General features: G+C 65.2%; 12 protein-coding genes and 1 riboswitch. Of the genes, 8 read left to right on the forward strand and 4 right to left on the reverse strand.

Going from position 1 to position 13,057, the window contains the following annotated elements; all coding sequences use genetic code 11:
* Window positions 1–50 precede the first annotated feature (50 nt).
* From KHN93_RS10715 to crcB, 4 genes are all read left to right on the forward strand, one after another.
* The gene (locus KHN93_RS10715) at window positions 51–1,976 is read left to right on the forward strand and encodes a DUF3857 domain-containing transglutaminase family protein (RefSeq protein ID WP_212579554.1); all 1,926 of its coding nucleotides are present in this window, start codon (window positions 51–53) and stop codon (window positions 1,974–1,976) included.
* A 107-nt stretch (window positions 1,977–2,083) separates the two neighbouring features.
* Window positions 2,084–2,713: an outer membrane lipoprotein periplasmic chaperone LolA gene (gene lolA, locus KHN93_RS10720; protein WP_016901760.1), complete on the forward strand. Its 630-nt coding sequence runs from the start codon at window positions 2,084–2,086 to the stop codon at window positions 2,711–2,713.
* A 159-nt stretch (window positions 2,714–2,872) separates the two neighbouring features.
* Window positions 2,873–4,162, forward strand: a complete 1,290-nt coding sequence (locus KHN93_RS10725) for a replication-associated recombination protein A (protein ID WP_230582134.1) — start codon at window positions 2,873–2,875, stop codon at window positions 4,160–4,162.
* Between the two features lie 2 nt (window positions 4,163–4,164).
* Window positions 4,165–4,233: riboswitch (Fluoride riboswitch) on the forward strand.
* A 114-nt stretch (window positions 4,234–4,347) separates the two neighbouring features.
* Complete coding sequence (gene crcB / locus KHN93_RS10730; RefSeq protein ID WP_039527322.1) at window positions 4,348–4,749, forward strand: fluoride efflux transporter CrcB; 402 nt, start codon at window positions 4,348–4,350, stop codon at window positions 4,747–4,749.
* Window positions 4,750–4,879: 130 nt separating this feature from the next.
* Here the strand turns inward: crcB and KHN93_RS10735 are convergent, their stop codons facing one another.
* From KHN93_RS10735 to KHN93_RS10750, 4 genes are all read right to left on the reverse strand, one after another.
* A complete protein-coding gene (locus KHN93_RS10735) occupies window positions 4,880–5,035 on the reverse strand; it encodes a hypothetical protein (RefSeq protein WP_155413002.1) in 156 nt (51 codons plus the stop codon).
* A 39-nt stretch (window positions 5,036–5,074) separates the two neighbouring features.
* A complete protein-coding gene (locus KHN93_RS10740; RefSeq protein ID WP_024940117.1) occupies window positions 5,075–6,280 on the reverse strand; it encodes an acetyl-CoA C-acyltransferase in 1,206 nt (401 codons plus the stop codon).
* Between the two features lie 155 nt (window positions 6,281–6,435).
* A complete protein-coding gene (locus KHN93_RS10745) occupies window positions 6,436–8,808 on the reverse strand; it encodes a 3-hydroxyacyl-CoA dehydrogenase/enoyl-CoA hydratase family protein (RefSeq protein ID WP_039527317.1) in 2,373 nt (790 codons plus the stop codon).
* Between the two features lie 25 nt (window positions 8,809–8,833).
* The gene (locus KHN93_RS10750; RefSeq protein ID WP_024940119.1) at window positions 8,834–9,466 is read right to left on the reverse strand and encodes a TetR/AcrR family transcriptional regulator; all 633 of its coding nucleotides are present in this window, start codon (window positions 9,464–9,466) and stop codon (window positions 8,834–8,836) included.
* Window positions 9,467–9,683: 217 nt separating this feature from the next.
* Here KHN93_RS10750 and ndk point away from each other — a divergent pair, with 217 nt between their 5' ends.
* The 4 genes from ndk to KHN93_RS10770 are packed head-to-tail and all read left to right on the forward strand — an operon-like array spanning window position 9,684 to window position 12,989.
* Window positions 9,684–10,109, forward strand: a complete 426-nt coding sequence (gene ndk, locus KHN93_RS10755) for a nucleoside-diphosphate kinase (protein WP_024940120.1) — start codon at window positions 9,684–9,686, stop codon at window positions 10,107–10,109.
* A gap of 18 nt (window positions 10,110–10,127) precedes the next feature.
* Window positions 10,128–11,333 (forward strand): dual-specificity RNA methyltransferase RlmN, encoded by a 1,206-nt coding sequence (gene rlmN / locus KHN93_RS10760; RefSeq protein WP_047125382.1) that lies wholly within the window; start codon window positions 10,128–10,130, stop codon window positions 11,331–11,333.
* Between the two features lie 10 nt (window positions 11,334–11,343).
* The gene (pilW, locus tag KHN93_RS10765) at window positions 11,344–12,132 is read left to right on the forward strand and encodes a type IV pilus biogenesis/stability protein PilW (RefSeq protein WP_212579634.1); all 789 of its coding nucleotides are present in this window, start codon (window positions 11,344–11,346) and stop codon (window positions 12,130–12,132) included.
* On the forward strand, window positions 12,129–12,989 hold the full coding sequence (locus tag KHN93_RS10770) for a RodZ domain-containing protein (RefSeq protein ID WP_212579555.1): 861 nt from the start codon (window positions 12,129–12,131) through the stop codon (window positions 12,987–12,989). Before pilW ends, KHN93_RS10770 begins: the two co-directional genes overlap by 4 nt.
* Window positions 12,990–13,057: the final 68 nt, after the last annotated feature.

A 13,057-nucleotide genomic window follows, 5' to 3' on the forward strand; every position in this document is an offset into this window, starting at 1 on the left:
CGGCTACCCTGTTGCACGAGGGCCGCTCCGGCCCGCCGCGATCAAGACCCATGCTGCGTCGTTCCGTGTTGCTGTTGCTGCTGCTGATCTCATTGCCGTTGCTGGCCCAGGCCGAGCAACAGGCCGCGCCTGCTGCCGCTGCGGCGCGCACGCAGGCCGACACCAACTACAGCTTCGTGCGCTATCGCGCCGACTACGAAGTGCGTGCCGATGCCAGTAGCGTGGAAACCGACGAGTACGAGATCCTGCTCAAGACCAAGTCGGCGGTGGAGCAGTTCAGCCAGGTGCGGCTGAGCTACAGCGAGAAGATGGAAACCCTGGAGGTGCTGCAGGCCTACACCGTCACCGCCGAAGGGCTACGCCAGGACGTGGCGCCCGACAAGATCTACACCCAGGAAAGCTATTCCAGCGCAGCGGCGGCGATGTATGCCGACCGCAAGGTCAAGGTGGTGGTGTTCCCGAATCTGGCGCCGGGCGCGCGCATCGTCTATCGCGTGCGGCGTGCACAGAACACGCCGTACTTCCCCGGTTACTTCAGCCTGTGGGAGACCTTCAGCGTGTTCGCGCAATACGACGATGCGGTGGTCACACTGGTGGCGCCGAAGGCATTGCCGATGCATTTGTCGGTGCGCGGCTTGCAGGGCGGGACCAGGCCGGTGGTGCGTGGCGATCAGGCGCGCTGGGAGTGGCGCTATCAGCGCACCACGCCGATGAAGAACCAGAACTGGAGCGCGGCGACCTGGGAGTTCAGCCCCACCTTGATGGCCAGCACCTTCGACAGCTGGGCGCAAATGGGGCTGGCCTATCACGTCAAGGGTGGCCGTGCCGCTGCGGTGACGCCGGCGATCCAGTCGCTGGCCGACGAGGTGACCCGCGGCATCGACGCACCGCGTGCGCAGGCCGCTGCGTTGTACGCGTGGGTGGCGCGCAATATCCGCTATGTGGCGGTGTACCTTGGCAACGGTGGGCTGGAGCCCAACAGCGCCGACAGCATCCTGGCCAACCACTATGGCGACTGCAAGGATCACACCGTGATCCTGGAAGCCTTGCTGGCGGCCAAGGGCATCGCCAGCACCCCCGTGCTGATCGGTGCCGAAGGCGGGCCGACGCTGCCGCCGATCCCGGTGCTCGGCCGCTTCAATCACGCCATCACCTACATCCCGGCGTTCGATCTGTATGTGGATTCGACCAACCCCTATGCGCGCTTCGGCCAGTTGCCGGCCGGCGACCTCGGGGCGCCGGTGGTGCATACGCTGGACGGCAAGGTCACGCATACCCCGCCCAACGACCGCAAGGTCAACCGCTACGTCGCGCGTACCGAGTACCGCTTTACCCCGCAGGGCGGGCTGCACGGCCTGACCACGCTCGACAGCGGACAGACCGGCGAGGTGGGGCTGCGTGCGATGTTCGTGCAGCTCAATGCGCAGAACCGCAATCGCATCGAGGAGTCGATCATTGCGCAGTCCGGCTTCGACGGCACCGGCGATCTGTTGATCCAGGGCGACCCGCTGGATCTGGATGCGCCGTTCAACTATCGCTACTCCTTCCAGGCCGAGGATGCGGTGGATTTTTCGGTGGTCGGCGGCATGACCTTGCCCGATATGCCCGGTGCCGAATCCACCCGAGGCATCTATACGACCACCTCGGCCGACGACAACCTGACCCCGTTCTACTGCAACGACAGCGTGCGCGAAGAGACCTATGTGGTGAGCTTCCCGGCGACGGTGCCGATCATCGCGATTCCGCGCAGCAGCCGCTTTCGCAACGCTGCTGGCGAGTACGCGGTCGAGTGGACGCGCCAGGGCCAGACGGTGACGGCGGTGCATCGCCTACAACGCGCGGCAGTGCGTGGGCCGCAGGCGCTGTGTCAGCCGCAGGATTACCGCGCGTTTCGCGAGCTCTACCAGCAGGTGCGGCGCGGCTTTCGCGGGCAGATCGTGTACGGCGATCTGTCCAGGGTGCAGACGGCGCAGTGAGATGGGCTGACTGGCGGCGGCCGCGATCTGAACGCCTTGTGCGATAGCGCTCGCCCATTCATCCATGAAGTATCAGAATTCCCGCATACCCTTTCTGGAACACCGCGATGCATCGCCAGCTCCGTTATGCCGTTCTCGCCACCGCTCTGTTCGCCGGCACCGCGTTTGCCGGTGCGCGTCAGGAGCTGGATACGTTCACGCGCGGCCTGAAAGGCCTGGACGGGCAGTTCAGCCAGCAAGTCTCCGATGCCAACGGCCGGGTCAAGGAGCGCGCGAGCGGGCGGGTGGCATTGTCGGCGCCGCGCCAGTTCCGTTGGGAATACGCCAAGCCCTACAAGCAGCTGATCGTGGCCGACGGCAAGAAGGTGTGGGTGTTCGACCCGGACCTGGAGCAGGTGACCGTGCGTGCGCAAGGCAGCGAAGAACAGAACAGCCCACTGGTTGCATTGATCGACCCGGCGCGCCTGGACAAGCAATACGACGTCAGCGAAGAAGCGGCGCCACGTGACGGACTGCAGTGGCTGTCGCTGACGCCCAAGGTCGACACCGAAGCCAGTTTCCAGATGGCCTCGCTGGGGTTCGGCAAGGATGGCCTGGCCAGGATGGAAGTGGTGGATGCGGTCGGCCAGCGCACCGCGATCAGCTTCAGCGGCTGGAAGCGCAACCCGGCATTCGCGGCCGACACCTTCCGCTACACGCCGGGCAAGGGTGTGGACGTGGTCGGCGACGCGCAGTAAGCCGTTGCTTGCAGGAGTCGTGCAGCCAACGGCCGTGTTCGCAGAAGGTCGTTGGCTGACGCGATACAATGCCGCGTGGCACGAACCAAGCTCCCCATCACTCCCGAAGCCGATCTGCTCAGCGTAGACGGCGAGCATCTGCGCCCGCTTGCCGAGCGTATGCGTCCGCGCACCCTCGACGAGATGGTCGGGCAGAAGCGACTGCTCGCGCCCGACAGTGCATTGCGACGCGCGGTGGAATCCGGCCGTGTGCATTCGATGATCCTGTGGGGCCCGCCCGGTTGCGGCAAGACCACTCTGGCGCTGCTGCTGGCGCATTACGCCGACGCCGAATTCAAGGCGATCTCGGCAGTGCTGTCGGGTTTGCCCGAGGTGCGCCAGGTGCTGGCCGAGGCTGCGCAGCGCTTCGCCGGCGGGCGCCGCACGGTGTTGTTCGTCGATGAGGTGCATCGCTTCAACAAGGCGCAGCAGGATGCGTTCCTGCCGCATATCGAGCGCGGCACGATCCTGTTCGTCGGTGCGACGACCGAAAATCCTTCGTTCGAACTGAATTCGGCATTGTTGTCGCGCTGCCGCGTGCACGTGCTGGAAGGCGTTTCGCCGCAGGACATCGTCGAGGCCTTGCAACGTGCGCTGCACGATCCGGAGCGCGGGCTGGGGCAGGAGAGCATCCAGGTCAGCGATGCCTCGCTGCTGGAGATTGCCAGCGCGGCCGACGGCGACGTGCGCCGCGCGTTGACCCTGCTGGAGATCGCCGCGGAACTGGCAGGCGGCGAGGGTGGCGAGATCACCCCGCAGACGCTGCTGCAGGTGCTGGCCGACCGCACGCGTCGCTTCGACAAGAACGGCGAGCAGTTCTACGACCAGATTTCGGCGCTGCACAAATCGGTGCGCAGCTCCAACCCCGATGCCGCGCTGTACTGGCTCACGCGCATGCTCGACGGCGGCTGCGACCCGGCCTATCTGGCGCGGCGGCTGACCCGCATGGCGATCGAGGACATCGGCCTGGCCGATCCGCGCGCGCAGAGCATGGCGCTGGAAGCCTGGGACATCTACGAGCGTCTGGGCAGCCCGGAGGGCGAGCTGGCGTTCGCGCAACTGGTGCTGTATCTGGCCAGCACCGCCAAGTCCAATGCCGGCTATGCCGCCTTCAACCAGGCCAAGGCCGAGGTGCGCGCCACCGGCACGCAGGAGGTGCCGCTGCATCTGCGCAACGCGCCGACCAAGCTGATGAAGACGCTGGGCTACGGGCAGGACTATCAATACGACCACGACGCCGAAGGCGGGATCGCGCTGGACCAGACCGGCTTTCCGGATGCGATGGGCGAGCGGGTCTATTACAACCCGGTGCCGCGCGGGCTGGAGATCAAGCTCAAGGAAAAGCTCGACCGCCTGCGCGCCGCGCGCGAACAGGCGCGGGCTGACAAGGGCGGCAAGCCCACGGCATAATCGGCCGCACAGGAGATGGCATTCCTCCTTGAACCGCACGCACCCTGCGCGCTGATGATGCCTGCCCACCCTCGCCGGGGCGGCAGGTCTGTGCCCCGGCATCTTTTCTTGCTCAGGAACTGGATGATGCCGACCATGCACGACACCTTGTGGAAACCCCCTTCGGCCGCCTGCAGAGTGCGCGCATGAACGCACCGGTGTGGTGGCAGCAATTGCTGCTGGCGATGACCGGCGGTGCGCTGGGTTCCGGCCTGCGCTTTGCCATCGGTGCCTCGTTGCTGCAGCGCTTCGGCAACGGATTTCCGTGGGGCACGCTGACGGTGAATCTGCTCGGCTCGTTCGTCGCCGGCGTGCTGCTGGTCTGGCTGGATGCGCGCGGGCCGGCGAGCTGGCCGCTGCGGGCCTTGCTGATCGTCGGCGTGATCGGCGGGCTGACCACGTTCTCGTCGTTGATGATGGAATGCCTGGTGTTCGCACGCACGGATCGGTCCGCGATGATCGGCGTGTATCTGGCCATCACGCTGGTGGCCGGACTGGCGCTGGTGTTCGCCGGTGCGCGTACCGGCCAGTGGCTGGTGACGCGTTAGGCGCAGCTCTGCCGTGTAATCGCGGCAGTGAAGCCAAGGCCGGGATGCGGCGACGTTGCGAGCGTAGATACACGCCGACGATTGAATGGCTGGCATGTGTTGGCGCCGCCGGGCGACGGTCAACGTGCCATCAGGAGCCATGCTCGGACGCGACGCCTGGCCGCGTGCCTGTCGGGCGCGCCGACGGATGCATGATGTCGCTGGCATTCGCTGACGACCGTTTGCACTGGCGCATAAAAAAGGCGTGCTTGCGCACGCCCTGATTGATCGACAGCTTGGTCGGCACTGCGAGATCGGCCCGGCGGCCGATCCCGCAGTACATGACTTACAGCGCTTCGATGATGCCCGCCGCGCCCATGCCGGTGCCGATGCACATGGTGACCATGCCGTACTTCTGCTGACGACGGCGCAGGCCATGTACCAGGGTGGCGGCACGGATCGCACCGGTGGCGCCCAGCGGGTGGCCCAGGGCGATGGCGCCGCCGAGCGGGTTGACCTTGGACGGATCCAGTTCGCTGTCGCGGATCACCGCCAACGCCTGGGCGGCAAAGGCTTCGTTGAGCTCGATCCAGTCGATCTGGTCCTTGGTCAGGCCAGCTTGCTTGAGCGCCTTGGGAATTGCCGCGATCGGGCCGATCCCCATCACCTCCGGACGCACGCCGGCCACCGAGAAGCTGACAAAGCGTGCCAGCGGGGTGAGGCCGTAATCCTTGATCGCCTGCTCGGAGGCCAGCAGCACCGCACCGGCGCCGTCGCTCATCTGCGAGGAGTTGCCGGCGGTGACGCTGCCGCCGAACTGGCCGTTGCGGAACACCGGGCGCAACTTGGCCAGGCCTTCGAGCGAGCTGTCCGGACGCGGGCCTTCATCGGTGTCGACCAGCCGCTTGCGCAGCGCGATGACATTGCCGGCCAGGTCGGGCTGGTGCGAGAGGATTTCGTACGGAGTGATTTCGTCGCGGAATTCGCCGGCGGCAATGGCGGCAATCGCCTTCTGGTGCGAAGCGAGCGCGAATGCATCCTGATCCTCGCGCGAGACCTTCCATTCCTCGGCCACCTTCTCGGCGGTGATGCCCATGCCGTAGGCGATCGCGACATGGTCGTCGGCAAAGACGTTGGGCGACATGGCGACCTTGTTGCCCATCATCGGCACCATCGACATCGACTCGGTACCGCCGGCCAGCATCAGGTCGGCATTGCCCAGACGGATCTGGTCGGCGGCCATCGCCACGGCCTGGATGCCGGACGAACAGAAACGATTGATGGTCTGGCCGGCCACGCTATTGGGCAGGCCGGCGAGCAGCACGCCGATGCGCGCCACGTTCATGCCTTGCTCGCCCTCGGGCATCGCGCAGCCGATGATGGCATCGTCGATCCGCGACAGATCGATGCCTGGCGCCTGCGCCACCACCGCACGCAACACGTGCGCCAGCATGTCGTCGGGACGGGTATTGCGGAACACGCCCTTGGGCGCCTTGCCGACCGGCGTACGGGTGGCGGCGACGATGTAGGCTTCTTGAATCTGTTTGCTCATGGCTATCTCCGATAGCCGGGAATCGAGAATGGGGAGTCGGGAATCGCAAGTGCGGATTCGCCTGAGTTCGCCATTTTCATTACCCGGCAGAATAGTGGGGAGAAGCGGGGAGTCGGTTGGGCTTTTACCCATTCCCGATTCCCCACTCCCGATTCTCAGTTCCTGAGTGGCTTACCCGTCTTGAGCATGTGCCCAATCCGCGCCTGGGTCTTTTCCTGCTGGGCCAGTTCGACGAAGTGCTTGCGCTCCAGCTTGAGCAGCCATTCTTCGTCGACCAGTGCGCCGCGATCGACTTCGCCGCCGCACATCACCGTGGCGATGCGGGTGGCGATTTCATAGTCGTAGTCGCTGATGAAGCGGCCTTCCAGCATGTTGACCAGCAGCATCTTGAAGGTGGCGATGCCGACGTCGCCGGCGACCTGGATGCGGCGTGCCGGCAGCGGGGCGCGGTAGCCGCCTTCGGCCAGTGCGCGCGCTTCGGCCTTGGCGATGTGCAGCGCCTCGAAGCTGTTGAACACCACCTTGTCGGTGGCGCGCAGCAGGCCCAGCTCCTTGGCATTGACCGCCGAATTGGACACCTTGGCCATCGCGATGGTTTCGAAGGTCTTCTTCAGCTCGGCGAACACATCGCCGCCCGGACCTGCGGCCTGCGAGGCGCGCACGGCGATTTCCTTCAGGCCGCCACCAGCTGGCAGCAGGCCGACGCCGGCTTCGACCAGACCGATATAGCTTTCCAGCGAGGCCACGGTCTTGGCGCTGTGCATCTGGAACTCGCAGCCGCCGCCCAGCGCCAGCCCGCGCACGGCCGAAATCACCGGCACCTGCGCGTACTTGATGCGCTGGCTGGTGGCCTGGAAGTTGGCGACCAGTGCTTCGAATGCATCGACCTTGCCGGCCTGCAGCAGACCCAGCGCGCCGGCCAGATCGGCGCCGGCGGAGAAGGGCTCCTTCTGCTGCCAGATCACCAGCCCGGCGAAGTCCTTCTCGGCGCGGCCGACGACCTCCTGCAGACCGTTGAGCACGTGATCGGAGACGGTGTTCATCTTGGTCTTGAAGCTGACCACGGCGATGTCGTCGCCGTCATGCCACATGCGCACGCCGTCGTTTTCGAACACCGTCTCGCCCGGCGAGAACTGCTCGCCCAGCAGCGGATCGGGGAAGCGCTGGCGCTTGTACACCGGCAGTGCCGAGCGCGGCAGCTTGGCGTCGCGCGCTGGGCTGTACGAGCCTTCGGCCGCATGCACGCCATCGCGGCCGTCGAACACCCAGTTCGGCAACGGCGCGCTGCTCATGCTCTTGCCGTTGGAGATATCTTCGGCAATCCACTGCGCCACCTGCTTCCAGCCGGCGGCCTGCCAGGTCTCGAACGGGCCGAGCGACCAGCCATAGCCCCAGCGGATCGCCAGATCCACGTCGCGCGCGGTCTCGGCGATATCGGCCAGGTGGTAGGCGCTGTAGTGGAACAGGTCGCGGAACGTGGCCCACAGGAACTGCGCCTGCGGGTGCTGGCTCTCGCGCAGCTTGGCGAACTTTTCGGCCGGGTTCTTGATCTTGAGGATCTCGGCCACTTCCGGCGCAGCGCTGCGATCGGCGGTTCTGTAATCCTGCTTCTGCAGGTCCAGCACCACGATGTCCTTGCCGACCTTGCGGAAGATGCCGGCACCGACCTTCTGGCCGAGCGCGCCCTTGCCGATCAGCGCCTCCAGCCACTTGGGCGACTTGAAGTACTGGTGCCACGGATCGTCGGGCAGGGTGTCGCCCATGGTCTTGATCACGTGCGCCATGGTGTCCAGGCCGACCACGTCCGAGGTGCGGTAGGTCGCCGACTTGGGGCGCCCGACCAGCGGGCCGGTCAGCGCATCAACTTCGTCGAAGCCCAGCCCGAACTCGGCGGTGTGGTGGATGGTGGACAGGATCGAGAACACGCCGATGCGGTTGCCGATGAAGTTCGGGGTGTCCTTCGCATACACCACGCCCTTGCCCAGCGTGGTGACCAGGAAGCTTTCCAGTCCTTCCAGTACGGCCTTGTCGGTGCCCTTGGCGGGAATCAGTTCGGCCAGGTGCATGTAGCGCGGCGGATTGAAGAAATGCACGCCGCAGAAGCGGTGGCGCAATTGCTCGGGCAGCACGTCGGAGAGCTTGTTGATGCCCAGGCCCGAGGTATTGGAGGCCAGCACGGCGTGATCGGCCACGAACGGGGCGATCTTCTTGTACAGGTCCTGCTTCCAGTCCATGCGCTCGGCGATCGCTTCGATAATCAGGTCGCAATCGCGCAGCTGCTCCAGACCGCTTTCATAGTTGGCCGGCGTGATCGCCTCGGCCAGGGCCTTGCTGGCGAGCGGGGCAGGGCTGAGCTTGCCGAGGTTGGCGATCGCCTTGAGCACGATGCCGTCGGCAGGACCTTCCTTGGCAGGCAGGTCGAACAGCACGGTGTCGACACCGGCGTTGGTGAGGTGCGCGGCGATCTGCGCGCCCATGACGCCGGCACCGAGCACGGCAGCACGACGGACTAGCAACGGATTGGACATAGCGATGAGCCTTTGGTGTGAGCGACTACGGTGTGGAGTGGGTACGGAAACCGGGTTCCGCAAAACGAATCAGTTCGCGCGCGGCGCGCGCGCGGTGGTCGGCCTCGCTGACCCCGGCCGGGCGCTTGATCAGTCCGAAATCGGCCATCGCATAGGTGAGCGCACCGGCGAGGAAATCCAGGCGCCAGTACAGCTCTTCCTTGCTCAGGCCTGGCACGCAGGCCGCGATGGCCTTGCCGAACTCGCGCAGCACGTGCCCGTAGTGGTCGGACAGGAACTTGCGCAGGTTGTCGTTCTTTTCGGCATAAGCGCGCGCAATCACCCGCACGAACGCGCCGCCACTCTGGCGGTCCTGCGCCATTGCCAGGGCCGGCTCGACGAAGGCCGCCAGCACCGCAGTGAGTTCGCCCGGCTGTGACTTCCTGGCCGCCTCCAGTTGTTGCAGGCGCGCGGCGGTCATCTCGTCCATGCGGCGACGGAACACCTCGTTGACCAGGTTTTCCTTGGAACCGAAGTGGTAATTGACCGCCGCGATATTGACGTCGGCCTGGGTGGTGAGCTGGCGCAGCGAGGTTCCGGCGAAGCCATGCTGGGCGAACAGCTCCTCGGCCGCGCCGAGGATGCGGTCCTTGGTGGAGAAGTGGGCGGGCTTGGGCATGCGCGGGGCGGAACTCAATCAAACGATTGTTTGAGTCTACGGGCAGGATGGCGCACCGGTCATGCGGCAACGCAGCACGATTCAGGGGGCGGTGTGCAAACGCAGCGATGAAGAGATAGAATTGACCATCGCAAAGAAGCCTAAGCCCGCGTTTTGACGCGGGTTTTTTTCATGATAATCTCGGGCCTTCAGTGGCCCGCCCAACGGAGATCCTCCCATGGCGCTGGAGCGCACCCTGTCCATCATCAAGCCCGACGCCGTTGCCAAGAACGTCATCGGCGAAATCTACAGCCGTTTCGAAAAGGCCGGCCTGAAGATCGTGGCATCCAAGTACAAGCAGCTGTCGCGTCGCGAAGCCGAAGGCTTCTATGCCGTGCACCGCGAGCGTCCGTTCTTCAACGCGCTGGTCGAGTTCATGATCTCCGGCCCGGTGATGATCCAGGCGCTGGAAGGCGAGAACGCCGTTGCCGCACATCGTGACCTGCTGGGCGCGACCAATCCCAAGGACGCTGCGCCGGGCACCATCCGCGCCGACTTCGCCGACTCGATCGATGCCAACGCCGCCCACGGCTCGGACTCGGTCGAGAACGCTGCCAACGAAGTCGCGTATTTCTTTGCCGCCACCGAAGTGGTCTCGCGCTGAGGCCGAGAGAGTCGAATCGTGAATGAGGTCGTGATCCCCTCCGTGCTGCAGGACGTCCCCGTCCGTACCCCGGAACTGCGCAAGCAGAACCTGCTCGACCTCGACCGCGAGGGACTGGAGCGCTTCTTCGCCGACACGCTCGGCGAAGCGCGCTACCGTGCCCATCAGGTGATGAAGTGGATCCACCATCGCTACGTCACCGATTTCGATCAGATGACGGACCTCGGCAAGGCGCTGCGTGCGAAGTTGCACCAGCACGCCGAGGTCCTCGTCCCGAATGTCGTGTTCGACAAGCCCTCCACCGACGGGACCCATAAGTGGCTGCTGGCCATGGGTACCGACGGCAAGAACGCGATCGAAACCGTCTACATCCCCGACAAGGGCCGCGGCACGCTGTGTGTGTCGTCCCAGGTCGGCTGCGGCCTGAACTGCACTTTTTGTTCGACCGCCACCCAGGGCTTCAACCGCAACCTCACCACCGCCGAGATCGTCGGGCAGGTGTGGGTGGCGGCGCGCCATCTGGGCAACGTGCCGCACCAGCAACGCCGCCTCACCAACGTGGTGATGATGGGCATGGGCGAGCCGTTGATGAATTTTGACAACGTCGTGCGCGCGATGAGCGTGATGCGCGACGACCTGGGCTACGGCCTGGCCAGCAAGCGGGTGACGCTGTCGACTTCGGGCCTGGTGCCGATGATCGACCGGCTCTCGACCGAAAGCGATGTCTCGCTGGCGGTCTCGCTGCACGCGGCCAACGACACGCTGCGCGAAAGCCTGGTGCCGTTGAACAAGAAATACCCGATCGCCGAGCTGATGGACTCCTGCGCGCGCTATCTGCGCGGCAACAAGAAGCGCGATTCGGTCACCTTCGAATACACCTTGATGAAGGGCATCAACGACCAGCCCGAGCATGCGCGCCAGCTGGCCAGGTTGATGCGTCAGTTCGACAATGCGGTGCAGTCCAAGGACGCCGGCAAGGTCAACCTGATCCCATTCAATCCGTTCCCGGGCACGCGTTACGAGCGCTCGGGCGAGACCGAGATCCGCGCTTTCCAGAAGATCCTGCTCGACGCGCAAGTGCTGACGATGGTCCGGCGTACCCGTGGCGACGATATCGACGCCGCCTGCGGGCAGCTCAAGGGTCAGGTCATGGACCGCACCCGTCGTCAGGCGGATTTCCTGCGCACGCTGGAAGGGCAGGCCGGTCGAGATGCGGCAGCGTGATCTAGCGGCCATGGCGGCTGTGGCGATCGCGCTGTGCGCGGTCGGCTGCGGTGGTCGCAATGCCAAGGCGGGCTCGGTTCAGACGGTCGAGGAGGTCGCGCAGGTGCATTCGTTCCGCGACAGCACCGCGACAAAGAATCGTCTGGCGGTGCAGGAGAAGCTCGGCCTGGCCAATAATCGGCTACAGACAGGCGACTACGCCGCTGCCGAAGAGCAGGTCCGTGCAGCCCTGAAGAAAGATCCCCAGTCGGTGGATGCCACTGGTCTATTGGCGCTGATTCAAGGCGTCAAGGGCGATGTCGCCGGCTCCGGCGCGTCATACCGCCGGGCCGCGGAACTTGCGCCGCAGCGCGGCGATGTCTTGAACAATTACGGCGCATGGTTGTGCGCGAACGGCTCGCCGGCCGAATCGCTGATCTGGTTCGATCGCGCCCTGACCGACAGAAACTACGCATCGCCAGCCTCCGCGTTGGGCAATGCAGGTGGCTGTGCACTCAAGGCGGGGCAGCCGCAGCGTGCGGCCGGCGACTTGCGCAAGGCGCTGGAACTGGATCCGCGGAATCCGTACGCACTCGAGTCGATGGCGCGCTCCGAAGCAACCAATCGCAATTATTTCGAAGCGCGCGCGTTTATTGAACGACGGCTTGCGGCTGCACCGGCAACCGCTTCCGTGTTACAACTCGCCATTCAGATTGAGCAAGGGCTAGGCGACAAGGTAGCTGCCAGCCGTTATCAACAGCGGTTGGTCAAGGAATTTCCTGACGCAGCGACCGCTAACCCCGGGGCCAATGCATTGTGATCAGTGATTCCAATCCGAACCCTTTTGAGCAGGAAAAGGGCTGCGGACAGCATTTGCGCGACGCGCGCGAAGCGGCAGGTCTGAGCGTGGACGATGTCGCCGGCAAGCTGCGCATGCCGGCGCATGTGGTGCGCTCGCTGGAGCAGGAAGAGTGGCAACGCCTGGGTGCGCCGGTCTTCGTGCGCGGTCAGTTGCGCAGCTATGCGCGCTTGCTGCATGTAGACCTGGAGCCGCTGCTGCAGCAAGCGGCGATTGCGCCGATCGAGCCGGTCAAGCTGGTCAGCCATACGCATACGCCGCGGGCGCGGCGCATCCTGGAAAGCACGGCGCGCAAGGCGATGTATGTGGTGATCACCGGTGTGTTCGCGGTGCCGGTGTGGTACGCGACCCGTTCGCATCTGGATGGCAAGGCGCCCAGCACGGTATCGCTGGACAGCATGCCGGAAGCGCCCGGGACCGGCACCCCGGCCAACGCTGCCACGCAGCCGGCCAGTGCGCCGCGCGAGCAGCCGGCGCCGTACATCGCGTCGATGACGCCGGTGCCGCGGGCTACGCCAGAGGTCGAGACCGCTACAGCGTCGGCCGCCAGTGGCGGCAGTTTGTCGTTGAGTTTCAGCGGCGACAGTTGGGTGCAGATTCTGGCACCGGATGGCAGCGCGGTCGAAAAAGCACTGGTGCGTGCCGGCGAGCGTCGCAGTTATTCGCCAGGGCAGGTGGGTCGCATCGTGCTGGGTAATGCGTCGGCGGTAGAGGTTCAGCAAGGCGGCAGTATCGTCGATGTGAAACCGTTCCAGCGCGCTAACGTGGCCCGTTTTGCGGTATCCTCCGACGGCTCCGTGGTACCTGCTTCCGAGTGAAGCGGACTGCGGTTTTTCATTTTTCCCTATTGATGTTCCGCGCCTCCGGGATGACGGAGCGAGAGTAC

Source organism: Xanthomonas arboricola pv. juglandis (assembly GCF_905367715.1).
GTDB lineage: Bacteria > Pseudomonadota > Gammaproteobacteria > Xanthomonadales > Xanthomonadaceae > Xanthomonas > Xanthomonas arboricola.